Source organism: Enterobacter sp. FW301-JW81 (assembly GCF_058788735.1).
Window position 1 is genome coordinate 1057318 of the sequence record NZ_JBYTBA010000001.1, and the last position, 22460, is coordinate 1079777.

Annotated in this window: 22 protein-coding genes and 2 pseudogenes; 14 read left to right on the plus strand and 10 right to left on the minus strand. The window is 55.5% G+C overall.

The genetic code is table 11. The features are described from left to right. The 6 genes from AC3WOK_RS05095 to AC3WOK_RS05120 all read left to right on the plus strand — a co-directional run bounded on the left by AC3WOK_RS05095 (window position 1) and on the right by AC3WOK_RS05120 (window position 5470). Window positions 1-471 carry a GNAT family N-acetyltransferase gene (locus AC3WOK_RS05095; protein WP_447855643.1) on the plus strand — a complete coding sequence of 157 codons (471 nt, stop codon included), beginning with the start codon at window positions 1-3 and terminating at the stop codon, window positions 469-471. Between the two features lie 12 nt (window positions 472-483). Continuing rightward, complete coding sequence (locus AC3WOK_RS05100) at window positions 484-924, plus strand: GNAT family N-acetyltransferase (protein ID WP_059310091.1); 441 nt, start codon at window positions 484-486, stop codon at window positions 922-924. A gap of 144 nt (window positions 925-1068) precedes the next feature. Further along, window positions 1069-2064: an alpha/beta fold hydrolase gene (locus tag AC3WOK_RS05105; RefSeq protein ID WP_492354067.1), complete on the plus strand. Its 996-nt coding sequence runs from the start codon at window positions 1069-1071 to the stop codon at window positions 2062-2064. 44 nt (window positions 2065-2108) lie between these two features. Then, window positions 2109-2849 (plus strand): response regulator, encoded by a 741-nt coding sequence (locus tag AC3WOK_RS05110; RefSeq protein WP_047348509.1) that lies wholly within the window; start codon window positions 2109-2111, stop codon window positions 2847-2849. Then, window positions 2846-4144, plus strand: a complete 1299-nt coding sequence (locus AC3WOK_RS05115; RefSeq protein ID WP_447855647.1) for an ATP-binding protein — start codon at window positions 2846-2848, stop codon at window positions 4142-4144. Before AC3WOK_RS05110 ends, AC3WOK_RS05115 begins: the two co-directional genes overlap by 4 nt. Window positions 4145-4279: 135 nt before the next feature. Further along, window positions 4280-5470, plus strand: coding sequence for a cytochrome c biogenesis protein/redoxin (locus AC3WOK_RS05120; RefSeq protein ID WP_447855648.1), 1191 nt, complete (start codon window positions 4280-4282; stop codon window positions 5468-5470). A 5-nt stretch (window positions 5471-5475) separates the two neighbouring features. On the opposite strand, the gene tam is transcribed toward AC3WOK_RS05120, so the two are convergent. Next, complete coding sequence (gene tam, locus AC3WOK_RS05125) at window positions 5476-6234, minus strand: trans-aconitate 2-methyltransferase (protein ID WP_059310086.1); 759 nt, start codon at window positions 6232-6234, stop codon at window positions 5476-5478. Window positions 6235-6317: 83 nt separating this feature from the next. Continuing rightward, a complete protein-coding gene (locus AC3WOK_RS05130) occupies window positions 6318-6902 on the minus strand; it encodes an NUDIX hydrolase (protein ID WP_264438654.1) in 585 nt (194 codons plus the stop codon). Between the two features lie 86 nt (window positions 6903-6988). Between AC3WOK_RS05130 and AC3WOK_RS05135 the strand changes: the two genes are divergently transcribed. Further along, entirely contained in the window at window positions 6989-7756 is a 768-nt protein-coding gene (locus AC3WOK_RS05135; RefSeq protein WP_492354236.1) for a DeoR/GlpR family DNA-binding transcription regulator, read from the plus strand. A 12-nt stretch (window positions 7757-7768) separates the two neighbouring features. On the opposite strand, the gene AC3WOK_RS05140 is transcribed toward AC3WOK_RS05135, so the two are convergent. The 5 genes and pseudogenes from AC3WOK_RS05140 to AC3WOK_RS05160 all read right to left on the minus strand — a co-directional run. Beyond that, window positions 7769-8140 (minus strand): VOC family protein, encoded by a 372-nt coding sequence (locus AC3WOK_RS05140; RefSeq protein ID WP_492354068.1) that lies wholly within the window; start codon window positions 8138-8140, stop codon window positions 7769-7771. 87 nt (window positions 8141-8227) lie between these two features. Further along, window positions 8228-8656, minus strand: a complete 429-nt coding sequence (locus tag AC3WOK_RS05145; RefSeq protein ID WP_063428210.1) for a DUF4354 family protein — start codon at window positions 8654-8656, stop codon at window positions 8228-8230. 13 nt (window positions 8657-8669) lie between these two features. Then, window positions 8670-9023, minus strand: a complete 354-nt coding sequence (locus AC3WOK_RS05150; RefSeq protein WP_492354069.1) for a hypothetical protein — start codon at window positions 9021-9023, stop codon at window positions 8670-8672. 71 nt (window positions 9024-9094) lie between these two features. Continuing rightward, window positions 9095-9538 (minus strand): PACE efflux transporter, encoded by a 444-nt coding sequence (locus tag AC3WOK_RS05155; RefSeq protein ID WP_492354070.1) that lies wholly within the window; start codon window positions 9536-9538, stop codon window positions 9095-9097. Between the two features lie 81 nt (window positions 9539-9619). Further along, window positions 9620-10381, minus strand: a pseudogene (locus tag AC3WOK_RS05160) (Rossmann-fold NAD(P)-binding domain-containing protein); the annotation flags it as partial. Here AC3WOK_RS05160 and AC3WOK_RS05165 point away from each other — a divergent pair. Beyond that, window positions 10376-10681 (plus strand): annotated as a pseudogene (locus tag AC3WOK_RS05165) (LysR family transcriptional regulator); the annotation flags it as partial. The pseudogenes AC3WOK_RS05160 and AC3WOK_RS05165 sit on opposite strands and share 6 nt — an antisense overlap. 267 nt (window positions 10682-10948) lie before the next feature. Here the strand turns inward: AC3WOK_RS05165 and AC3WOK_RS05170 are convergent. Further along, window positions 10949-12730: a sigma-54 interaction domain-containing protein gene (locus AC3WOK_RS05170; RefSeq protein ID WP_059310079.1), complete on the minus strand. Its 1782-nt coding sequence runs from the start codon at window positions 12728-12730 to the stop codon at window positions 10949-10951. A 455-nt stretch (window positions 12731-13185) separates the two neighbouring features. On the opposite strand from AC3WOK_RS05170, the gene ygeW reads away from it, so the two are divergent. Genes ygeW through arcC form a run of 5 tightly spaced genes read left to right on the plus strand, consistent with a single transcriptional unit; the run spans window position 13186 to window position 19278 of the window. Further along, on the plus strand, window positions 13186-14373 hold the full coding sequence (ygeW, locus tag AC3WOK_RS05175; RefSeq protein WP_492354071.1) for a knotted carbamoyltransferase YgeW: 1188 nt from the start codon (window positions 13186-13188) through the stop codon (window positions 14371-14373). Between the two features lie 59 nt (window positions 14374-14432). Then, entirely contained in the window at window positions 14433-15632 is a 1200-nt protein-coding gene (gene dpaL, locus AC3WOK_RS05180) for a diaminopropionate ammonia-lyase (RefSeq protein WP_492354072.1), read from the plus strand. Between the two features lie 32 nt (window positions 15633-15664). Beyond that, the gene (locus tag AC3WOK_RS05185) at window positions 15665-16882 is read left to right on the plus strand and encodes a YgeY family selenium metabolism-linked hydrolase (protein ID WP_492354073.1); all 1218 of its coding nucleotides are present in this window, start codon (window positions 15665-15667) and stop codon (window positions 16880-16882) included. A 44-nt stretch (window positions 16883-16926) separates the two neighbouring features. Continuing rightward, complete coding sequence (gene hydA, locus AC3WOK_RS05190) at window positions 16927-18333, plus strand: dihydropyrimidinase (protein ID WP_492354074.1); 1407 nt, start codon at window positions 16927-16929, stop codon at window positions 18331-18333. A gap of 12 nt (window positions 18334-18345) precedes the next feature. Then, window positions 18346-19278, plus strand: coding sequence for a carbamate kinase (gene arcC, locus AC3WOK_RS05195; protein WP_492354075.1), 933 nt, complete (start codon window positions 18346-18348; stop codon window positions 19276-19278). 59 nt (window positions 19279-19337) lie between these two features. Here arcC and yqeB read toward each other — a convergent pair whose 3' ends face one another. Together yqeB and yqeC are read right to left on the minus strand one after the other, a co-directional pair. After that, window positions 19338-20963 (minus strand): selenium-dependent molybdenum cofactor biosynthesis protein YqeB, encoded by a 1626-nt coding sequence (gene yqeB / locus AC3WOK_RS05200; RefSeq protein ID WP_492354076.1) that lies wholly within the window; start codon window positions 20961-20963, stop codon window positions 19338-19340. 42 nt (window positions 20964-21005) lie between these two features. Next, window positions 21006-21764 (minus strand): selenium cofactor biosynthesis protein YqeC, encoded by a 759-nt coding sequence (gene yqeC / locus AC3WOK_RS05205; protein ID WP_492354237.1) that lies wholly within the window; start codon window positions 21762-21764, stop codon window positions 21006-21008. 32 nt (window positions 21765-21796) lie between these two features. On the opposite strand from yqeC, the gene AC3WOK_RS05210 reads away from it, so the two are divergent. Next, the gene (locus AC3WOK_RS05210; protein WP_492354077.1) at window positions 21797-22381 is read left to right on the plus strand and encodes an NTP transferase domain-containing protein; all 585 of its coding nucleotides are present in this window, start codon (window positions 21797-21799) and stop codon (window positions 22379-22381) included. Window positions 22382-22460: the final 79 nt, after the last annotated feature.

Genomic DNA, 22460 nt, shown 5'->3' on the forward strand with positions numbered 1-22460 from the left:
ATGACGTTACGAAAAGCGAAGCCGCAGGAAGCCGAAATACTCTGGAATATTCGCAATCAGGCGATCCGTCACGGCTGTAAAGCCAGTTACGACGCGGACGTCATTGCGCGCTGGACGCCCGATCTGATGCCCGAACGCTACCGGCAAATGGTCATTGAATACCCATTTTACGTGGTGGAAGATGAAAAGGGCGAGATTGCGGCAACCGGCTATCTGGATCTGGATACCCACTGCCTGGAGGCGATATTCACCTTGCCTGCGGCATCCGGTAAAGGCATGGCGACCCGGATTATCGAGGCGCTCAAAAAGGAGGCCCGCAGCCGGGGGATAACCCGCCTGACGCTCGATGCAACGCCTAACGCCCGGTCGTTTTACCAGAAGCTGGGGTTTGCTACGCTGAGCGAAAAATATCATCACTCGCGGATGGCGGGCGCTGATTTACGCTGTTTTGAAATGGCGATCAATGTGTAATGTGAGGAACGCATGGCAGTCACGGTAAGACCTTTACGCGCAGACGATTACTCCCACTGGCGACCGCTGTGGGACGGCTACACCCATTTTTATGACTGCTTTCTCGATGAGTCGGTTACCGTATCGACGTGGGAAAGGGCGCTCTCCGCGCATTCCCCGATGTTCTGCCGCGTGGTAGAGAAAGACGAAAAGGTCATCGGCTTCGCGATGTGCATTCTCCACGAAGGCACCTGGTCAACGGCCCCCGTTTGCTACCTGGAGGATCTTTTCGTTGATGCCTCCGAACGGGGAGCGGGTGCCGGGAAGGCGCTCATTGATGCCCTGATAGCGGAAGGCAAGCGCGAAGGGTGGGCAAAACTGTATTGGGTCACCCGGGAGAACAACCCGGCGCGTAAACTGTATGACAAATACGGCGAGGCTGACGACTACGTCCGCTACCGCCTCTCTCTTTAAGCTAAAACGCCTGTGTTTGTATCACACTGTATCCGCGTCGCTGATGCATACACAGGCTTGCAATAAACCCGCTTTCGCACATATCCGCTATACATTGAGGTGTTGTTATATCCCCGTGAATTGTACTCAACCGGAGATACCAACATGTTCAGCAAACTTGCTTACTCAGCCCTTGCAATGACCGTTTCGCTTGCCACCGTGATGTCCTGCCAGGCCGAAGCCACCGGCACAAACGTCGCGGCCGCCTTTGATCGTCCACAGCAGATTAACGCCGGCGATCTGAATATCGGCTATGTCGACATCGGCCCCAAAGATGGCCAACCGGTCATTTTACTACACGGCTGGCCCTACGATATTCACAGCTACGCCGAGGTCGCACCCGCGCTGGCGGCAAAAGGCTACCGGGTCATTGTGCCTTCGCTGCGCGGCTACGGCACCACGCGCTTCCTGTCAGCAAAAACGCCGCGCAACGGCCAGCCTTCGGCCATGGCGAAAGACATTGTGAATTTGATGGACGCCCTGAATATCAGGCAGGCGGTGTTCGCGGGATACGACTGGGGAGCTCGTACGGCGGATATCGTTGCGGCATTGTGGCCAGAGCGCGTGAAGTCACTGGTCTCGGTAAGCGGGTATCTCATCAGCAGCCAGCAGATTGGTAAACAGCCGCTGCCGCCAAAAGCAGAGCAGCAGTGGTGGTATCAGTTCTATTTCGCCACCGCGCGCGGCGCAGAAGGCTATGCCAAAAACACGCATGACTTCGCTCGCCTGATCTGGTCGCAGGCATCGCCTGACTGGAAATTTAGCGATGCTGTCTTTAACGCCAGCGCCAAATCGCTCGATAACCCGGATCACGTCGCGGTGACGCTCAGCAACTACCGCTGGCGCTTAGGGCTGGAAAAAGGGGAGCGGAAATATGACGGCTACGAGCAAAAACTGACCGCCTTGCCGAACATTACCGTCCCAACTATCACCATCGAAGGCGGAAACAACGGCGCGCCGCACCCGGCACCGCAGGCCTATGCGGGTAAATTTACCGGCAAATATGAGCACCGGACCTTCGGAGCAACCGTGGGGCACAACCCGCCTCAGGAAGATCCGCAGGATTTCGTCAAGGCCGTTGTCGACGCTGATAAACTCTGAAATGTGCTATTTTCAGTACGTTACCCTTCGGTCTGGAGATTTCGGTGGAGCATATTGACCACATCCTTGTCGTCGATGACGACAGGGATATTCGTGAACTGATTGTCGACTATCTCGTTAAGTCTGGCTATCGCGCCACGGGCGCGGCCAACGGCAAGGAGATGCGCGTCGTGCTGGATAAACAGCATATCGACCTGGTGGTGCTGGACGTGATGATGCCCGGCGATGACGGTCTCACGCTATGCCGACAGCTGCGCAGCGGCAAACATAAAGATCTGCCAGTCCTGATGCTCACGGCGCGCAGCGAGGAGACGGACAGGATCCTCGGCCTGGAGATGGGCGCGGACGACTACGTGGTGAAGCCTTTCGTCGCCCGCGAACTCCTGGCGCGCATCAAGGCCATTTTACGGCGCTTTCGCACGATGCCGCCCAATTTACAGGTAACGGAAGCAGGGCGGCTGGTGATGTTCGGTGAATGGCAGCTCGATACCGTCGCCCGGCACTTAATCGATCCGGAAGGGGTGATTGTGGCGCTCAGCGGTGCCGAATATCGCCTGCTGCGCGTTTTCCTTGACCATCCTCAGCGCGTGCTCACCCGGGACCAGCTGCTCAACCTGACGCAGGGTCGCGACGCCGAGCTGTTTGAACGCTCCATCGACCTGCTGGTAAGCCGGGTTCGACAGCGTCTGAATGAAGATGCCCGCACGCCGGCCTATATCAAAACCGTACGCAGCGAAGGCTACGTCTTTACGATGCCGGTCATCATCAAAGAGGTTAACGAATGACCCTCTGGCCACGCTCGCTGCTGGCCCGTTTGCTGATGGTCGTGCTGCCGGGTCTGCTGCTGGCTAACGCCCTGAGCCTGACGCTGGTCATGGTTGAACGAATGCACAGCGCCCGCACGGTGATGCTCGGTAATCTGGAAAACGATGTCGCAACCAGCGTCGCCATTTTAAACCGGTTACCGGCCAGCGAACGCGCCGCATGGCTTCCGCGACTTGAACGAGGTAACTACCGCTATATCCTGGGCACCGGTGAGCCCGGATCCGCGCCGACGGATAAGCGTTCGCAGGATGCCATCCGCACCCTGAAAGCGACGCTGGCGGCACAGTACCCGCTCAGCTTTACCGCGGTTCCCGGTGCCATTTCGCATATTCAGGCACATCTGACGCTCAGCGATGGCGCGCCGCTGACCATTGATCTGATCCCGCGCATGCCGCCTGTCGCCAGCTGGCTGCCCGCTGTGCTCATCCTGCAGCTGCTGCTTCTGGCGGCATGCTCCTGGTTCGCCGTGCGACAGGTGGTGCGGCCTTTTTCACAGTTTACCCGCGCGGTGGATTCACTGGATCCCGCGGCCAGCACGCCAATGACGGAGAAAGGGCCGCTTGAGGTGCAGCGGGCAGCGCACGCCTTCAATGCGATGCAGGCGCGCATTCAGTCTTACCTCCGGGAACGGGCGCAGATCCTGGCGTCCATATCGCACGATCTCCAGACTCCGATTACCCGCATGAAGCTGCGCGTCGAAATGGCCGGGGAACCTGAACTTCGCGACAAGCTCCTGAACGACCTTGACAGCATGACGCGTCTGGTGCGGGAGGGGATTGCGTATGCCCGGTCATCCGAATCACTGGAAGAGACCTCGCTGAAGCTGGAGCTGAACGCCTGGATCAACAGCATCGCTTGCGATTATCAGGACATCGGTAAAAACGTGCAGTTTCATGCAGTCAATGCCCGCCTGCCGATCGTCACGCGTCCGCAGGCGCTTCGCCGGGTAATGACCAACCTGCTGGATAACGCCCTCAAATTCGGCGAACGCGCCGTAATAGCCATTGATGATTCGTCTGACAGCGAGGTGGTTATTCACATTGCGGACGACGGGCCGGGGATCCCCGAGGCCGAACTAGAGGCGGTATTACAGCCGTTTTATCGGGTTGAAACATCGCGCAACCGCGATACCGGCGGGACCGGGCTCGGCCTGGCGATTGCCGCGCAGCTCACCGCCCAGCTTGATGGAAAGCTGAACCTGGCGAACCGCGCCGGGGGCGGGCTGCAGGTCTCCATTACGCTTCCGCGCCGTTAATTGTACGGCTTTGTATCTACCGGCCGGGGTGATACAGAGCCAGACAAATCCCGCGCTTTTACACACATCCTGAACACATCAGAACGATGAAATAGCCTCACTGCAGCGTCGCAGGACTTGTTTTGTGAGGTCACTATGTTTCTGGTAATCGCTTTTCTGGGCGGGATGATAAGCCTGCTCAGCCCATGTACGCTCCCGGTTATTCCACTGCTGTTCGCCGGTTTTCAGGGGCAGCGTCGACATATTCTGGCACTGCTCGCGGGGATGATCGTGATGTTCACCCTGGTCGCGATGGTCGTCACCGTCGCCAGCGAGTGGATAACGGAGGCAACCATAGTCGGGCGCTGGGTCGCGCTATTGATCCTGGCTACCGCCGCGTTGGCCTTAATTTTCCCGTCCTTCGCCCAGCGCATGGCGAGCCCTGCAGTCGGCGCCGGGAACGTCCTTAACGCCCGAAGCGGGCAAACGCGCGGCACGGCATCGGCTTTTCTGGCCGGACTTGCGGTCGGGTTGCTCTGGTCTCCCTGCGCGGGGCCCATTCTGGGCGCTATTTTCAGCATTAACATTGCGGGGCATTCGGCCATCGCCACTGGCGCACTGCTGGCCGCCTATGGCAGCGGATGCGCGCTGATGCTGGGCCTGCTCGCTGTCGGCGGCCGCACGCTGATGGCGCCGTTAAGAGCCAAGTCTGCGCTGATGGTGAAACTTCGTCAGGGGGCAGGAGTAGCAATGTTAGCGGCGGTCGTCTTAAACGCGACGGGGATGACCTCGCTGCTGAAAGGGGCAAACGGCGTCGCTGACCGTCTGGAGACCGCGCTCTTAAATCTGGCGAAACCCGCAGCCGCGCCGGTGAAGCTCCAGCCGGTAGTGATGACGGAGCCCAGCAGCCAGTTGCCTTCGCTCAGCGGTGGGACAGGGTGGATAAACGGTGACCCTGTCACGTCTGAATCGTTGCGCGGCAAGGTTGTGCTGATCGATTTCTGGACGTGGGATTGTATTAACTGCCAGCATACGCTTCCCCACGTGCGGGATTGGGCCACAAGGTATCAGCCGCAGGGTCTGGTGGTGATTGGGGTCCACACTCCGGAATATCCCTGGGAAAAACCGCTTTCGTCGGTAAAAAATGCGGTCACCAAATGGCAGTTGCCGTATCGGGTTGTGACGGATAACAACTATCAAATCTGGAATGCTTTCGGTAACCAGTACTGGCCAGCGCATTACTATTTTGATGCCAAAGGGCAGCTGCGCTACACCGCCTTTGGCGAAGGGGATTATGAGCAGCAGGAGAAGGTTATTCAGCAACTGCTCAAAGAAGCCCGCTCATAGCCGGGTCAGGGCTGACGTTGCGCCACGATAAATAGCCGCGGAAAAGCCAGCAGTATCTGCCCGTTTTCCTGGAGCGGATACTGCTCTTCGAGCAGTTCATGGTAGCGTTTCAGGAACCGTTTCTGCTCGCTCTCATTCAGTTCCTGGAGCCACGGGCGCAAACCGGTGGCGCTTACCCAGTCAATAATCGCCTGGTGCGAGCTCATTTTGTGGAAATAGGTTGTCCGCCAGATATCCACGTCACAGCCCGCCTCGGACAAAATATCGTAATAGGCATGCACGCCCGGGAGAGGTTCGCGGCCGCGGTCAGGGTAGTCCTGCTCCAGCGCCACTTCACGCATCGCCACGTGAGTGGGTTCAAGCCAGTTGTCAGGCATCTGGATCGCCAGCACGCCGTTAAGCCTAAGCAGAGAGACAAGGTGAGGCAGAAGCTCGTAATGGTCAGGGACCCACTGCAGCGAGGCGTTGGCATAAATCAGGCTCAGCGGCTGTTCGGGCCTGTACCGGCGGATATCGGCCTCAACAAAGTGGCAGTCAGGTAGCGCGGCGCGTGCTTCCACGAGCATTGCGGGGGAATTATCCACCCCGGTGATGTGTGCCGACGGCCAGCGATGCCTCAACAGCGCCGTGCTGTTTCCTGGCCCGCAGCCTAAATCAGCGACGGTGGTAACATCATCCAGCGGGATCCTGGCGAGGAGTTCAGCGGCAGGTCGCGTTCTTTCTGCGCCGTATTGCAGGTAAAGAGAGGGGTTCCAGTCGGCCATCTTCGGTTCTCCATTTTGCAGGCTTCTGCAAGAATAGCACAGGCAAACACCTGCACGGCGGCAGGTGTCCGGAGAGCGGCAGGCTAGAGAATGCCTTTGAGCGCAACATGATAAAGCAGCATGATGGTCTTCCCGTCAACAATCTTGCCGGTTTCAATGCCGCGTAATGCCTCTTCAAGCGTCATTTCCAGCACGTCGATATCTTCTCCCTCTGCCTTGATCCCGCCGCCTGCGCCGGTTCTGTCTTTAGGCTGGTACTCGGCAAGATAAAAGTAGAGTTTTTCCGTGACGGAGCCCGGGCTCATGTAGGCCTCAAAGATTTTCTGAACGCGTGAAACGTGAAACCCGGTCTCTTCTTCCGCTTCTGCTTTTATGCGGCTTTCGGGATCCATATTGTCCAGCAGCCCCGCAGCGGCTTCGATCAAATCGTCCTCATGGCCGTTGATAAAAACGGGGAAACGGAACTGGCGGGTCAGGATCACCGTTTTTTTATCACGGTTGTAGAGCAGGATTGTCGCGCCGTTCCCACGGTCGTAGACTTCCCGATGCTGACGCTGCCATTCGCCGTCGCGTCGCTGCAGGTCGAAGGTGTATTTTTTCAGGACGTACCAGTTATCTGACAGCGTTTCACTTTCAATGATGCGCACATCTGCACGTTTTGATTGCACGTTTGTTCCTCCTTACGTAGAGTAATCATCATAAACAGCATTATCGTGCAACTTCAAGATAAAACATGCAACATCAGGAATTCATGATGCTCACCAGCCAGCGAAAACAATTGATCCTCGAAAAGCTTGAAGCCGAAGGCCAGGTCCAGTCTAAGGCGCTCAGCATTCTTTTCGACGTCTCAGAAGACACTATCCGGCGTGATTTACGCGAGCTGGCGGCAGAAGGGCGTTTGCAGCGCGTTCACGGCGGCGCGCTGCCTTCATCTTCCGCTATTGCGCCATTCGCCGAGCGTCAATCGGTGAAGATGGATGCGAAAAAAAGGGTCGCCCGCAAAGGCGCACAGCTGATCTCATCAGGCCAGGTGGTTATTGTCGACGGCGGCACGACGACCTCGGAGCTGATTACGTTTTTACCGACTAACCTGCGTATCACGGTGGTGACGCACAGCCCGAGTATTGCCCTGGGGCTTGTCGATCGTCCTTCCATCGAGGTGATACTGATCGGCGGTCGTTTGTATAAACACTCGATTGTCGCAGTCGGCGCAGCGGCCATTGAAGGCATCGAAAATATTCATGCGGACCTGTTTTTTATGGGCGTGACCGGGATCCATCCTGAGGCAGGGCTGACCACCGGTGATTTTGAAGAGGCAAGCATCAAACGTGCATTTTCCGGCAGAGCCGCCGAGACGGTTGTCCTGGCGTCTCCGGAAAAGATAAACACCGCGTCATCTTTCGTGATTGGCGATGTGTCTTCGGTGAACACTATCGTGGTTGAAGATAATACCGATAAGGACTGGATCCGTGCGGTATCGGAAAGAGGGGTATCCGTCCTGTTGACCTCAGATAGTGATTAAAGACGCGTTGAGCTACGGGCACTCCGGCACATGGCACACCGCCTCGATGTTATGACCATCAGGCGAGATGACAAAAGCGGCATAGTAATTTTCACCGTATGGCCGCAACCCCGGCGCGCCGTTATCGTATCCGCCGGCGCGCAGGGCGGCATGGTAAAACGCATCGACCTGCTGGCGCGTGTCGGCCACAAACGCCAGATGCAGAGGTGCTGGTTTTTCATTGGTCTGAAAAAGACAGAGCGAAACGTCGCCTGAACTCATTTCAACACCGTAGTCTGGCGTGCCTTCATCGATGAGTTCCACGCCAAGCGGCCGAAGTGCCTGGAGGAAAAAGCTTTTACTTTTTTCATAATCACTGACGCCGAATTTCACATGATCGAACATTGTTCCTTCCTTATAAAAGTGAGAAATAAAAAGTATAGAAGGAGAGGGGGATCGAACATGCCAAATAACGCGTCAATGTGACAGACATCAATTTATGCAGTCTTTACCCATGCCGAAACGGACAAATGGCATATTTAAAACGTCAGGGTTTGAACTGGCAAAATAAACCTCGCCCGTTCTGTTGTCCCGTGGTTCGTATTTTTTCAACATTTCCAGTTGAATGCCGGTGCTCATAAATGTTTTTCCGGTTTTATCAAACAGGAAGAAACATATTTTATTATCTTTGCCCGGCTCAATACTTTTGCCCGACGCGTTATCCAGCGTCACCTTATAGCTGACCATGTATTTCGCTTCACCCGTTACGCTGTTCCATTGGCTTCCCTGAGACTCTTTTTGAGCGAAAATAGTGATCCCGGTAAACTTGTCGCCATGGCTCTCTTTCTCAACGGCCTGAGCCGCCCCGGCTGCGGACAACGCTAACGCAAGGCAAATGCCTTTAGTCAGGAGATTACGCATTTTATCTTCCTCTTCATTTTTTACACTGATCCACTATAGACAGTATTGATTTATGCAGCCCTGGATCGTGAGGCGCATAATAAAATTCAACGGAAGTCTGTTTTCCGCTGAATTTACTGACTTCGACCCAGGCAACATCGGTAGAATTGCTATCCTTCAGATTATATTTTTCGCTGCCATCAGGAAGGGTATCATCAAATTCCAGCGATAAATGTTCTCTGGCTGATGCGTATATGAGGCAATCTGCAACCTGGTTTTTTGGATGATTGATATAGAAGGATGCCACTTCCGGATGCGTTCCAATTTTACCCAAATCCACGCAGCCGCTTAAACACAGAGCGGGGAAGAGTATAAGAAGTTTGTTCATAACGCGGCGCCTCACTGCTTATTGTCAATCAAGAAGGCCAGTTTAACATTGTGCGTTATAACGCACAACCGCTACATGGCTGACCGTTTCCGTCCAACAAATGTCCAGCGCAGGTAGTCGTAAAGCCAGTTAAACAGCATCGTGTATGGCAGGAAAAACAGCACCAGACCAATCTCAACAAAAAATGCCTCGGTCATTGTTAAATTCAGCATCACCATCGCGACAGGGATTAAGGTGACGATCAGTCCCGCTTCAAAACCAACCGCATGGATTGCACGAATGAGGAAGGTTCGCTGAAAGCGGTGTTTTTTCTGCAGCGAGTCAAAGAGTTTATTAAACACAAAATTCCAAGCCGTCGCGGTGAGGGCAGATATCACGGACAGCGAGCCTGACTGGAGTACCGACACGTTCATCAGCCAGGCAAGCGACAGCGCGATGATAACGTTCGCTATCACTTCAAAAATGACAGCATGGAAGATTCTCTCTTTAATGCTTTTATTTAATTCAATTTCCATTTGCTTAGGGCTGCTTTTTTCAAAAGCTGAAGTATATCAGACATCTTTCAACCCTTTGTAAACGTGCAGGTTAGGATTATGTTAAATACAGCCCAGGCCAGCTAATGTGGCATGCACGGCCTCGGTAAGAGGGGTATGCGGTTCATGGCCTAAAAAGGCCATAAGTTTTGCATTATCCATCTCTGTTTTCTGCTCCCAAAGATAGCGCATCTCCCGCATTTCATGCAGTGTGATGTTAAAAGGGCTCATCATAGAGATAAGCCACCAGGGAAATGACTTTACCTTCGCCTTAATACCGGTACGCTCCGCGACACGCTTTATGGCTGTGGTCATCGCTGTCCCATCAGGATCCCAGTGCCCACGCATGTGGAAACTGGCAAACGGCTCGAGCTCATCCCGACGCGCCAGCAGTGCTGCGAGCGTTTCGGCGACATCCGGCAGATAAGCCCACTGATGGCCTGCGCCGGTTTTCCCAGGGTTTTTAATTACCTTCGGTGGTTGCCCCGGTTTGACCAATCCCTGTGAAAACCAGTTGTTGCCTGCGTGGGGACCAAAAAAGTCGCCAGCCCGCAAAATCAGCACCTTGCCGCCACGCTGAGCATAGGCTTCGAGTGCCTGCTCCATTTGCACTCGTATGGCTCCTTTTCGGGTAACAGGATTCTGGAGAGAATCTTCACGTAAGAGGGGAAACGCATCCGGACCGTAGTTATAAATCGTGCCCGGAAGAACGATTAGAGCATCGTTTCGCTCCGCTGCGCTGATGGTGTTATGCAGCATGGGCAAAACCAGCTGTTCCCAGTTCCGATAGCCCGGCGGGTTAACGGCATGGACAATCACGCTACATTTATTTTACAGTCGCTTAAGCAATTCCCGCAGCTTAACCGCGATCGGTTTAACGTGCGAACTGACAGTGATATTGCACAATTAAACCTCATACGCGCAGGAGCCGGGATCGGGATGTGTCAGGTACAGCTGGCCGATTTTCCAGTGCCGTTGCAGAGGATAATGCCTGAATTCTTTGCGTTTCATCTCGACGTCTGGCTGGTGATGCATGAGGACTTACGCCATAGCCAGGCCTGTAAAACGGTATTTGATTTTCTGGCTGAGGATTTACAGGGTTATATCAACAGGGTGCTGCGGTGATTCGTTCGGGAGGTCATTTCAACGTCATGCCGGGGAGCAGTGAGAAAGTCGATATGCATTTAGTGGATGTGTGCAGGTCCTTAATTGAATCCATGGGATGGTGAGACTGAGATGCTACAATAAGCGTACTTAGACGTTAGTGCGCATAATGTATATTATGTTAAATTAGATATTTGAGGTGATAAGCCTCGTATAATCTGTTGGGGTCTTTCCTCCTCTATTATGACAAAGCGTTCCTGTCTCCAGCCATTAGCCCAGGACCAGAGTCTAGCTAACGGTCAGCTCGTATTTTTTGATCTTGCGATACAGCGTGGCAATCCCGATCCCCAATTCGTCTGCCGCCTGTTTCTTGTTGCTATAACGGCTTAGGGCATCGCGTATCATCTGCCGTTCCATCTCTTCAAGCCCGGTTACGCCCTCCTCCTCTTTTGCGGCTCTGCCTCCCGTTGTCCCAGAAGCCCCTTCGCGTTCGCCGGATTTACCGCTGCTCACCAGGTTTGGCGGCAGCAGCGAGAGATCGATCACTTCGCCGGATGGGACCACGTTGACCAGATACTCCATCAGGTTGCTCAACTCACGAATGTTACCCGGCCAGCGGTAGCTTTTCAGCAGCGTAATCACCTCCGGCGCTACGCCCGGGTACACCAGTTCCAGCCGACGGGTATGCAGATGCAGGAAATAGTGAATCAGCAGTTCAATATCATCCTGACGTTCACGCAGCGGCGGCAGGCGTAACGGAATGACGTTAAGCCGATAGTAGAGATCCTCACGAAACTTACCGTCGGCGATAAACCGATCGAGGTTTTGATTGGTGGCGGAAATAATTCGAATATCCACCGGTACCGGATGGCTAGCCCCTACCGGCTGGATCTCGCGAGATTCAATGGCCCGCAGCAGCTTGGCTTGCAGAGTGAGCGGCATATCGCCAATTTCATCGAGAAACAGCGTCCCATGGTTAGCGGCCTGAATCAGTCCCGTTTTACCGTTGGCTGACGCGCCGGTAAAAGCCCCTTTCACATAACCAAAAAGTTCACTTTCCAGCAGCTGTTCGGGAATGGCGGCACAGTTGATGGCAATAAACGGCTTATCTTTGCGATCGCTCAGCTTGTGCACCGCACGCGCAACCACCTCTTTACCGGTTCCGCTTTCCCCGGCAATCATCACGCTTGACGGGCTGGGCGCCACGCGGGTAATCAGCTTTTTCAACTGCCGCATTGGGCGACACTCGCCGACCATCTGTTCAATCTGCGGCCCTTCCTGCGGCGCGGTAATCTCTGCCGAAGAGTGTGATTGATGAAACGCCATCAGAAACAGCCACTGATCCTGAATGGCATGCAGCTGACCGATAATAAGCTCTTTCTTATCATCAATAGAAATGACGTGCTGAACGTGACCGCGAATAAAGTTTTGCGCGAACGTCAGAGGCCGAAAGTGAATCTCTTTACCCACCATATTCCCCTGGCTCACACCAAGGATTTTTAACGCTGCCTGATTAACAAATTTGACTTTCTGCTCCTGACTGACAACCAGTACACCCTGGTCCATATTGTCAAGCATCGTTAAAAACATTTTCTGGATATTGTCGCCGCCGCTCTGATCCTCAAGTAAACGGGAGACAAATATTGAAGAGACGTGACGAACATAATCGGAAAACTCGGTGATGTTATCATTGATTCTTTCCTGCTGCTCGCGCGTCAGGGCAATCAGGCTAATAACGCCAACGCACTGTTCCTGATAAATCACCGGTGTACCCAGGAAGGCCTTTTCTTTGCAGGTTTCTTTACTCTCACACCCTTTGCATAAGGGGTCGAAACGCGAATGGGTCACCACCTTCTCTTTTTTTGTTTCAATAATGTAACGAAGAAGTCGCGAGTCTGTATTTAATTTGCGGCCAAGGAATTTACCGTAGCTTCCCGTACCGGCCACGCGGCACAGGGTATTATCGACAATCTCAACTTCAAGCTGGAGTACGCTGGAGAGCATGCGGGCAAAACGTTGAATGGTTGGCTGAATCTGCATCAAAATAGATGACGAACTGCAAGGTATCATAATATCACTCACTGAAAGCTAACTGGGTGAACGACAACGTTTATTTCTCTGTAATGATACTACCGCAGCCCTTAGCAATAATTGATGCAGGTGCCTTCTCTTTTTCAATTCTTGCGTCAATTATGGAGGCGGTATCACATTTTTATATCAATGTGATAATTCTGATGATGATTTTATCAATTTGGCGCACTTTTCTCGCGAAAGTCTTTTATTTCGCGAAAACACAGCCTGTACAAATAAACATATAACAAAACCGCTCGCCGTCATTTTTATTACCCATCGCCACAGCGGCTACTTTTTCGTGACAGCCCTCTCATAATTCCACTGTTTCATCCGCGGCTAATCAGGTCGTTTTGAAATTGGCATGCTTATTGTTAGTGAAATATCAGCGCTGGCATTTGCCGCAGCGGTAACCAGCAATCAATAAGCCCGTCATTCACGACCAGGATTGAAATATGAAAACTGTTAACGAACTGATTAAGGAAATCAACACGCTGAATTCGAATCTGCATGAGAAGGATTTTCTGCTGACATGGGAACAGTCGCCGGATGAACTCAAGCAGGTGCTGGACGTCGCGGAAGCGTTAAAAACGCTGCGTGCGGAAAATATCGCCACCAACGTGTTCAACAGCGGGCTGGGAATTTCGGTATTCCGCGATAACTCTACCCGTACCCGCTTCTCCTATGCCTCGGCGCTGAATCTGCTTGGGCTGGCGCAGCAGGATCTCGACGAAGGAAAATCGCAGATTGCCCACGGTGAAACGGTGCGTGAAACCGCAAATATGATCTCCTTCTGCGCCGATGCTATCGGTATTCGCGATGACATGTATCTTGGCGCGGGTAATGCTTATATGCGTGAGGTTGGCGAAGCGCTGGATGATGGCTACAAGCAAGGCGTGCTGCCGCAGCGTCCGGCGCTGATTAACCTGCAATGCGATATTGACCACCCTACGCAGGCGATGGCCGATCTGGCGTGGTTACGTGAATACTTCGGGTCGCTGGAGAATCTTAAAGGCAAGAAAATTGCTATGACCTGGGCCTACTCCCCAAGCTACGGTAAGCCTCTTTCTGTGCCGCAGGGCATTATTGGCCTGATGACCCGTTTCGGTATGGACGTCACCCTCGCCCACCCGGAAGGCTACGACCTGATTCCTGACGTGATTGAAGTGGCGAAAAACAACGCCAAAGCGTCCGGCGGCAGCTTCCGCCAGGTGACGGATATGGCGGAAGCCTTTAAAGATGCCGATATCGTCTACCCGAAATCCTGGGCGCCGTATCAGGTCATGGAGCAGCGTACTGAGCTACTGCGCGCTAACGATCGCGACGGCCTGAAGGCGCTGGAGAAAGCCTGCCTGGCGCAGAATGCCCAGCATAAAGACTGGCACTGCACCGAAGATATGATGGCAAAAACCCGCGACGGCGATGCGCTGTATATGCACTGCCTGCCCGCGGATATTACCGGCGTCTCCTGCAATGAAGGCGAAGTCACCGAAGCCGTGTTCGAAAAATACCGTATCGCCACCTACAAAGAGGCCAGCTGGAAGCCGTACATCATCGCCGCCATGATCCTCTGCCGTAAATACGCGAAGCCGGGCATGTTGCTGGAGCAACTGCTGGCCGAAGCGCAAAAACGCATCAAATAGCCTTCCCTGCTGGCCTGTGGGCCAGCATCTCTCCCCGTAATGACGAATAAGGACAGAGTATGTCTGCTTTCTCGCTGAAAATGGATATTGCCGATAACCGTTTTTACACCGGCGAAACGACGCCGCTCTTCTCGCGCCAGCCTGCGCAACAGGCGCGCCGTTTTCATCAAAAAATTAGCGGCTATCAGCCGACGCCGCTGTACGCGCTTAATGATCTGGCCGCCCTGTTCGGCGTGAGCAAAATTCTGGTGAAGGACGAGTCGCGGCGTTTTGGCCTGAACGCCTTCAAGATGCTCGGCGGTTCTTACGCGATTGCACAATTGCTGTGTGAAAAGTATCAGCTGGATATCAACGGACTGTCGCTTGACGGCCTGAAGTCACGCATTAAAGAGAAAATGACCTTCGCCACCACCACCGACGGTAACCACGGTCGCGGCGTGGCGTGGGCAGCGCAGCAGCTTGGCCAGAACGCGGTGATTTATATGCCGAAAGGTTCGGCGCAGGAACGCGTGGACGCCATTTTACGCCTGGGCGCGGAATGCATCGTCACCGACATGAACTACGACGACACCGTGCGCTTCACCATGCAGACGGCGCAGAAAAATGGCTGGGAAGTGGTCCAGGACACCGCATGGGAGGGTTACACCAAAATCCCCACCTGGATTATGCAGGGCTACGCCACGCTGGCTGATGAAGCCGTCGAACAGATGTCGGCAATGGGCATCGCCCGCCCGACGCACGTTTTCTTACAGGGCGGCGTGGGCGCGCTGGCCGGCGGCGTGCTGGGTTATCTGGTCGACGTTTACGGCGCGGGTAACCTGCATTCCGTTATCGTTGAGCCTGAGCTAGCCGACTGTCTCTACCGCTCCGGGGTGAAGGGGCAAATCGTCAACGTCGGCGGCAACATGGCCACCATCATGGCGGGGCTTGCCTGCGGTGAACCCAACCCGCTCGGGTGGGACGTCCTGCGCAACTGCGCCAGCCAGTTTATCTCGTGTCAGGACGCGGTTTCCGCACTCGGTATGCGAGTGCTGGGCAACCCGATCGGCCACGATCCGCGCGTTATTTCCGGGGAGTCCGGCGCGGTCGGTCTTGGCGTGCTCGCCGCCGTTCACTACCACCCGCAGCGCGATGCGCTGATGGACAAGCTGCAGCTGGATAGCCGCTCCGTCGTGCTGATCGTCAGCACCGAGGGCGATACCGACGTGAAGCATTACCGGGAAATCGTCTGGGAAGGCAAGCATCCGGCTGCGCAATAACCCTTACCAATTAAGAACTGGAGAACATCCTCATGGCTAAGCATATTCCTTTTAAACTGATTGTTGAAAAAGCCAACTACTACCAGCAAGACATGACCCGCTTTCTGCGCGATATGATCGCCATCCCAAGCGAAAGCTGCGACGAAAAACGCGTGGTGCACCGCATCAAAGAAGAGATGGAGAAAGTCGGCTTCGATAAAGTGGAAATCGACCCTATGGGCAACGTGCTGGGCTATATTGGCCACGGCCCGCGCCTGGTAGCGATGGATGCGCATATTGATACCGTAGGCATCGGTAATATCAAAAACTGGAGCTTCGACCCGTACCAGGGCATGGAAACCGACGAACTCATCGGCGGGCGCGGCGCGTCGGACCAGGAAGGCGGGATGGCGTCCATGGTCTACGCCGGAAAAATTATCAAAGATCTGGGGCTGGAAGATGAATACACCCTGCTGGTGACCGGTACGGTGCAGGAAGAAGACTGCGACGGGCTGTGCTGGCAGTATATTATCGAACAGTCCGGTATTCGCCCGGAGTTCGTGGTCAGTACTGAACCCACCGACTGTCAGATTTACCGCGGCCAGCGCGGGCGTATGGAAATTCGCGTGGATGTTTCTGGCGTTAGCTGCCACGGCTCCGCGCCGGAACGCGGCGACAACGCCATCTTTAAAATGGGGCCGATTCTCAACGAGCTGCAGGATCTCTCCCATAAGCTGGGCAACGACGAATTCCTGGGTAAAGGCACCCTCACCGTCTCGGAAATCTTCTTCACCTCGCCAAGCCGCTGTGCGGTTGCCGACAGCTGCGCCGTTTCCATCGACCGTCGTCTGACCTGGGGCGAAACCTGGGAAGGTGCGCTGGACGAAATTCGCGCCCTGCCTGCGGTGCAAAAAGCCGGTGCGGTTGTCTCCATGTACAACTATGACCGCCCATCGTGGACCGGGCTGGTGTATCCAACCGAATGCTACTTCCCGACCTGGAAAGTGGAAGAGAACCACTTCACCGTGCGCGCGCTGAGCAACGCGTATGAGGGACTCTTCGGCAAGGCTCCGGTAGTGGATAAGTGGACCTTCTCCACCAACGGCGTCTCAATCATGGGCCGTCACGGCATTCCGGTGATTGGTTTTGGCCCAGGTAAAGAGCCTGAAGCCCACGCGCCAAACGAAAAAACCTGGAAGTCTCACCTGGCCACCTGCGCCGCAATGTATGCCGCTATTCCGCTGAGCTGGCTGGCCACCGAGTCACTGTAGTCCGCTATTCCTCCCGCCGTTCGCGGCGGGAATCTGGAGTTTATATGCGCGTACTGATTAAAAACGGCACCGTCGTCAACGCCGACGGACGAGCCAGACAGGACCTGCTGATTGAAAACGGCCTCGTTAGCCAGCTGGCCGATAACATCACCGTTGAACAACCCTGTGAAACGATCGACGCCAGCGGTTGCTACGTAATGCCCGGCGGCGTTGATGTTCATACCCATTTCAATATTGATACCGGCCTGGCCCGCAGCTGTGACGATTTCTTTACCGGCACCCGCGCGGCAGCCTGCGGCGGTACGACCACCATCGTCGATCATATGGGATTTGGCCCGGCAGGCTGCCGATTACGTCACCAACTGGAAACCTATCGCGGCTACGCCGCCTACAAAGCGGTGATTGACTACAGCTTTCACGGCGTCATTCAGCACATCAACCACGCCATTCTCGATGAAATTCCGATGATGGTCGATGCGGGGATCAGCAGCTTTAAGCTCTATTTAACCTACCAGTACAAACTGAGCGACGACGATGTGCTGCAGGCGATGCGTCATCTGCACGCCGCGGGCGCGCTCACCACCGTACACCCGGAAAACGACGCGGCCATTGCCCTTAAACGCTCTGAGTTTCTGGCCCAGGGAAAAACCGCGCCCCGCTATCACGCCCTGAGTCGGCCGCTGGAGTGCGAGGCGGAAGCAATCGCCCGCATGATTAACCTCGCGCAGCTCGCCGGTAACGCGCCGCTGTACATTGTGCACCTGTCGAACGGGCTGGGGCTGGAATATCTGAAGCTGGCGCGTTCACGTCATCAGCCGGTATGGGTTGAAACCTGCCCGCAGTATCTGCTGCTCGATGACCGCTGCTATGAACGCGAGGATGCGCTGAAGTATCTGCTCAGCCCGCCGCTGCGCAACGCCAGTAACAATGACGCGCTGTGGTGCGGGGTGAGCGACGGTTCGATCGACGTGATGGCCACCGACCACTGTGCCTTTTCGATGGCCCAGCGTCAGCATTTATCGAACGGCGATTTTAGCCGCTGCCCGAACGGCCTGCCGGGGGTAGAAAACCGTCTGCTGCTGCTGTTCTCCCACGGGGTAATGACCGGACGCATCACGCCCGAGCATTTTGTGGCGCTTACCAGCGCCAACCCGGCGAAGCTGTTCGGCCTGTGGCCGCAAAAAGGCGTGCTGGCGCCGGGCGCGGACGGCGACGTGGTGATTATCGACCCGCTTCGCACCACCACCATTCGTCACGAAATGCTGCACGACAACGCCGACTATTCACCGTGGGAAGGGTTTATCTGTCAGGGCTCCATTCGCCAGACGCTGTCGCACGGCCGGGTGATTTTCAGCAACGGGACCTTTAGCGGCGTCGCCGGACAGGGCCGTTTCCTGCGTCGCGCCCCTTTTTCTTCCGCTCCGATCCCCATGAGCGGAATATCATCTTAAAGAGAGGATGTCATGAGTAAAAAAATTGTACTCGCGCTGGGCGGAAACGCGCTGGGCGACGACCTGGCCGGGCAAATGCAGGCGGTTAAACAAACCGCGCAGGCCATCGTCGACCTGATTGCTCACGGCCACCAGGTGGTGGTGACGCACGGCAACGGCCCGCAGGTAGGGATGATCAACCTGGCGTTTGAAGCGGCCGCCAAAACCGATGCCCATACCCCGATGCTGCCGATGTCGGTGTGCGTGGCGCTGAGCCAGGGCTATATCGGTTATGACCTGCAAAATGCGCTGCGCGAGGAACTGTTGTCGCGCAATATGCATATTCCAGTCGCCACGCTGATTACCCAGGTGGAAGTCGACGCCAACGATCCGGCGTTCAGCAACCCAACCAAGCCTATAGGTTCCTTCTTTAGCAAAGAAGAAGCGGAACAGCTGGCCCTGAAAGGCGATGTCCTGAAAGAGGACGCCGGGCGCGGATATCGTCGCGTGGTCGCCTCGCCGCAGCCTGTCGATATTATTGAAAAAGAGACGGTGAAGGCGCTGATAGATGCCTGCCATGTGGTGATCGCCGCCGGCGGCGGCGGGATCCCGGTGATCCGCGAGGGGAATCATCTTCGCGGCGCCAGCGCGGTCATTGATAAAGACTGGGCTAGCGCGAAGCTGGCGGCGATGATTGATGCCGACATGCTCATCATTTTGACCGCTGTGGAGAAAGTGGCGATTAACTTTGGTAAACCCAACGAGCAGTGGCTGGATAAACTCACCTTAGGCGATGCCGACCGTTTTATTGCCGAGGGCCACTTTGCCAAAGGCTCTATGCTGCCGAAAGTGGAGGCCGCAGCCTCCTTTGCCCGCTCTCGTCCGGGGCGTAAAGCATTGATTACCGTATTGAGCAAAGCGAAAGAAGGTATTGAAGGAAAAACCGGCACGATTATCGAAGGGTAAACGTCGTCCGACCGCAAGAAGTGACGCCGGGGCGGGTTTTTAGCCGCCCCGCCGTTGGCTTACACCTCAACCGGGCGACGATTTTGCTGTTTAATACGCTGGTTTGTCAGCGTCATCAGCGCTTCCAGCACGCCACCACCAATCGCCCTCGCCTTATCCGATACGCTGGTGTAGTCAGCCTTATCGCCGCGTGGGTCAATATCGCTGATTTTAAAACCACTATCCACCACCAGACCGTCGTTCAGCAGCCCGCGCACCATGCCGCTTAGCGGTGCCCGAATCTCCGTCTCGCCGACGGTGGCAATCACCTCGCCCTCGGTGACGATATCGCCCAACTTCACGCGCGAGCGCATCACCCCCGCGCCGGGCGCGCGGATCACCCGTTTTGCGGTATGCCCCATAATGTTACCCGGTACGCCAGTGTTGTCCTGCGCGCGGCCCTGATAGATAACCTGACCCAGCCAGTGCCCGCGGTTGGTTTCAATCACCGCATGGCAGTCGATACCCGCGCAAAAGCCCGGTCCCAGCGCAATGACCGCCGGCGCCAGCCCGCAGTGGGTACCCAGGTTTTCTTTCGCGAGGATGGCGTCGACCACGCAGCCAGGATTCAGCTCGCGCAGCGATTCACAGAGCGGATCAACCAACACGGGAATCACACCGTTATCCGCTACCTGAATCGCCTCCTGGACGGAATCGACGCGGAGTGCGGTCACGCCCTCTACCGTCATTTCTCCGTCAAAAACCGCCTGGGCAAAGGCCACGGTACGGCGGATCACCGTCGGTTTCTCCACCTCCAGCATCACCACTTTAAACCCGGCGTGCCACAGCCGCAGCGCCACGCCCGTCGCAATATCCCCCGCCCCGCGAATGGCTACCCTTAGCGGCTGCGTGGGAGAGTCGCTGGCCATCATCAGCCCGCCCGGCGCGTTATTTTTGACCTGTAAGATCTCCGCCAGCACGCTGATGGCGATCTCATTCGGCGTCTCAGCGCCAATGTTGTAGCCCACCGGCGCATGCAGCCGGGCGATATGCTCCTCCGCGACGCCGTTTTCGCGCAGCTGGCGTAAAAACACCTGTACCTTGCGACGGCTGGCCAGCAGCCCCAGCCAGGCGGTAGGCAGTACGGCCAGCTTATCCAGCGCTTCGCGATCCTGGTTATTGGTGGCGATCAGAACATAGTTATCTGGCTGAACGGCCAGCTTATCGACGGCCGCGGCAAAGCTCTCGGCGTAAACCAGCTGGGTGAACGGCGGGAAACGTTCAGGATGGAGGCTTTCCGGATAAATATCCGCCACCGCGAGTTCAAAACCGAGCAGCGCAGCGCTGTGCGCGACGGCGCGATTCACGTGCCCGCCACCAATCAACACCAGCCTGGGACGCAGCCCGTGAACGCTGATGTACACCGACATCGCGCCGCCGCAGTCCGAGCCCACCGCATCGGCCCCGGTGCGTGTCATTCGGCCATGAAACATGCGCGAGGCCTTTTCACGCAGGGCATCAAGCGCTTCATCAATCACCCGGCGTTCGACCATGCCGCCGCCGATGGTGCCAACAATGCTGCCATCATCACGAACCAGCATCTGTGCGGAATGTCGGGGAGTGGAACCACGGCTGTCGACGATCTGTGCCAGCGCGAACGGACGGTTTTGTGCTTCGAGTCTTGCCGCTTCTGAGAAAATATTCATAACAACCTCAAATGGATATCCCTTCATTACCCCAGAATGGAGTCACTTTCTCACTCGTCTGCGCGTAATAGCCGGACGCGACTGGACCGAACCGGCCCAGATAGCGTCGACGTCGTTTCTCATTATCAAATTGCCAGGCTGCAAATTCTCATTTTGAGAAAGCCGGTTGAGCAGCCAGATACGCCGACAGCCCGTCGGCGCGCCTTTAAACGCCCCTTCCTGATGCTGAACCAGGCGATACAGCATCGGCCACGTCAGCGCGTCATGCGCCGTGGCGCCGGTGATGCGGGAAAAAAGTGGCCAGCGGTGGACAGTAGCTGGACCAACGGGGTTCCCGAGCATCCCCGCTCCGGTAACGGCAACTACGCAACAACAGGAATAAGGGATGCAAGGTTCGTGCACATCCGGCGCTTTAAGTGCAAAACCGTGAGCGCCGTCAGCTTCTACCAGCACGATGTCCGGCTGGCCGCTCGCCATGAGCGTATCCAGCTGCGCTGGCGTGAAGCCTCTGACCTTTCCCGCTTCCGGCAGCCAGGCGGAAAAACACGCCTGCAGCGGCCGCTGCCAGAACGCGGCGGGCAGCGCCTGCGGGTCGCGACAGAGGGTCACAGGCAGCGTGTGGGGGACAAACATGTGGGTGGTGGTGGTCAGCAACACGCGCCTCCCCGCCTGCTGAAACAGCTCTGCCATCCAGAACAAGGTGCTGGTTTTGCCGCCTGCTCCCACGGCGGCGATCAGCAAAGGGCCGGCAGTGGCGTTTAAATCACATAACAGCTCGTCAGCGTGCGGTATATTTTCCATGTTGCGCATTATCTCTCTATTCAGGAGCAAAAATGCAGGTCGATTGTATTATTACCGCCGCGGGGTTGTCCTCCCGGATGGGGCAATGGAAAATGATGTTACCCTGGCAAGGTGGCACAATACTTGATGCAAGTATTAAAAATGCGCGACGCTGCTGCTCGCATATTATTTTAGTGACCGGATTTCGCCATCAAGAGTTAATGGCGCGTTATTCATCGGTCCCGAACATGACGCTCGTTTATAATCCTGACTTCCGCCAGGGGCTCTATTCTTCGGTAAAAGCGGGTCTTCAGGCATTACGTCATGATTATTGTTTTATCACCCACGGAGACCTGCCGTGCCTTGATGATGCTATTTTTTATGGCCTGTGGGAACAGCGCTTCGAAGGCACGCTGATGCCCTATTACGGAGGGATTCCGGGACACCCGATCCTCACATCCACCAGCAATTTGCGGCGCTGTTTAAGCGAAGAAAAGCAGACATCGGTACGCCAGTCGCTGCTTACCGGCCTCTGCCGACAGATCCCGCTCAATAATCCAGCGATCGTTCTCGATATTGATACGCCGGAAGATTATAGCCGACTCAATAAGGGTGAAAATAAAGATTTGCGCAAATGATATTATCAATTTGATAGGGTACAGTCGTTTTTGAGAAATAAAAAAACGCCCTTCAGGTGAGTGATTTGAATTCGCATCA